Origin of the sequence: Klebsiella sp. HMSC16C06 (assembly GCF_001808325.1) — a bacterium.
GTDB classification, from domain to species: domain Bacteria; phylum Pseudomonadota; class Gammaproteobacteria; order Enterobacterales; family Enterobacteriaceae; genus Klebsiella; species Klebsiella variicola.
In genome coordinates, this window is record NZ_KV792993.1 from 1 (window position 1) to 1,653 (window position 1,653).

Below are 1,653 nucleotides of genomic sequence, written 5' to 3' on the forward strand. Positions count from 1 at the left end.
GTCTGTCCTCCTGCTGCAGCGATGTACGCAGCGCGGCTGTATGTGTTTGCTTCTCTCCGGAATCTGAGGTGATGTGTTCGCTTCTGGAGGGCGTCATTTTCACCGCATCCTGGGCCTGTGAGGGGTCAGTTTGGATATCGAAAATTATTGTACGTTAAGGCCATTTTTTGTACTTCCAGGCCGTGTTAAGAGCGATCGATCACGTTGACAGGCAGCTTTGAGCGATAAGCGGATATTTTCCTCTAGGCTGGTACATATATAAAATTACATGGTGCGGTTAACACTGATACTTACAGTGTTAACTTGGTTATAGCCTTCCGTATGAATTATCAGGGAGAAAGTCATATCTACTTTAACAGTTCCAGATAGAAGGCAAAAAACCCGCCAGCAGCGGGGATTTTTTTAACAGGTTGCTGAGTGCAACTATGCAGCTTGACTCACTTTTGCATTGGCCTGCTTCACAGCAGCCATGTAAGTTGTGTGCAGTGTACCCATTACCGGCGACATCGTAGCCACCCCATTTTTAATAGGAGCAAGATCAAACCAGTCACTATCGTAGGGAAGCTCAATGCGAACTGCCATATCGAACTTCGTATCATGAGCCAGTCCAGATACAGCGAAACCGGCATCTGTCTTTTTGAGTAAAAACTCAGTCGGATAGATTTTATCGGTTTTCTGGCTCGTCCCATAGACAACCATCACTTCGTGGTCTGCATCCGACACCGCGATGACTAATGCCGGACGGAGCTTTGGCCCTGGTGTATCAGGGAATCCTGGCAGGCGTGGAAAGCGACACCATACAAAATCACCTGGCTCAGGCAGTTGTGGAAAAGGTTTAGTGGTAGTTGCCATCTTCTCTCCTTATAAAAGAGTTTTATTAAATCGCTCCTCCGATTTACCGCTTGCCGTTGAGGCTTCACGAATAGCCTGGATTTGAGCAGTGGTGAGTGGACCATCATCTTTTTCGTAATGCGGCAGATAGGCATCAGCCAGCTTACGAAGAGCCAAGTGGGCCAACTCAGTTTTAGTCATCCCTGTTACCGTCATCAGCGCGTCCAGCGTGATTCCGCTGATGGCGTTCGGCGTATCTTTCTCGCGTAAGCGAAGAACGAAATCGCCGGTTTTTTTAACGACGTGGACTGTCATATTTTTTACCTCGGTTGTTGCAGTGATTTACCTCTCTTAGTGAAGACGGGCTTATATGTGCCCTGATTTGGCAATTAGATTGTTTTCCATAGATTTTCTCCGGTTTGTTTATGTCGTTTCTCAACGTTCTTCGAAATGAAGCAGGGTTAATATATCAATTTGATATCAACACTTCAAGTGGGTGAAGATATCAATTTGATATCACCATCATAGCATTATGAAAAAATTGAATTTATAGAGAGATATTCAAATTACGAAGAGGGATTAAAATAGAGGGGATTGTATTGTAGGGGAAATACCCCGGGGCGGGACCTTGACGTAAGGTGCAAGTGTGGGAAACGGGATGGCACCTTACTCCACTGTAGGCGTCGTAGGTTTGCGGACGGGATGCAAGGAACGCAGCCATGTTGTGTCCGCTCCTGGCACAAAGCAGACGTTAAAGTCTACAGCATGGGAAACTTCCGGATGCCGCGTCAGCGGCATGGAGGCGCCAGCTGAAGTTGAATG

2 protein-coding genes are annotated in these 1,653 nt (G+C 46.8%); both read right to left on the reverse strand.

Translation table 11 applies throughout. The annotated features are described in order from the left end of the window. Nucleotides 1–423 precede the first annotated feature (423 nt). Entirely contained in the window at nucleotides 424–852 is a 429-nt protein-coding gene (locus tag HMPREF3142_RS07715) for a hypothetical protein (RefSeq protein WP_004200827.1), read from the reverse strand. Nucleotides 853–861: 9 nt separating this feature from the next. Beyond that, nucleotides 862–1,146 (reverse strand): hypothetical protein, encoded by a 285-nt coding sequence (locus HMPREF3142_RS07720; protein WP_004200826.1) that lies wholly within the window; start codon nucleotides 1,144–1,146, stop codon nucleotides 862–864. Nucleotides 1,147–1,653 lie beyond the last annotated feature (507 nt).

Bases quoted from the DNA above. Each gene is read 5' to 3' on its own strand.
- HMPREF3142_RS07715 (WP_004200827.1), bottom strand. From the start codon at position 852: ATGGCAACTACCACTAAACCTTTTCCACAACTGCCTGAGCCAGGTGAT.
- HMPREF3142_RS07720 (WP_004200826.1), bottom strand. From the start codon at position 1,146: ATGACAGTCCACGTCGTTAAAAAAACCGGCGATTTCGTTCTTCGCTTA.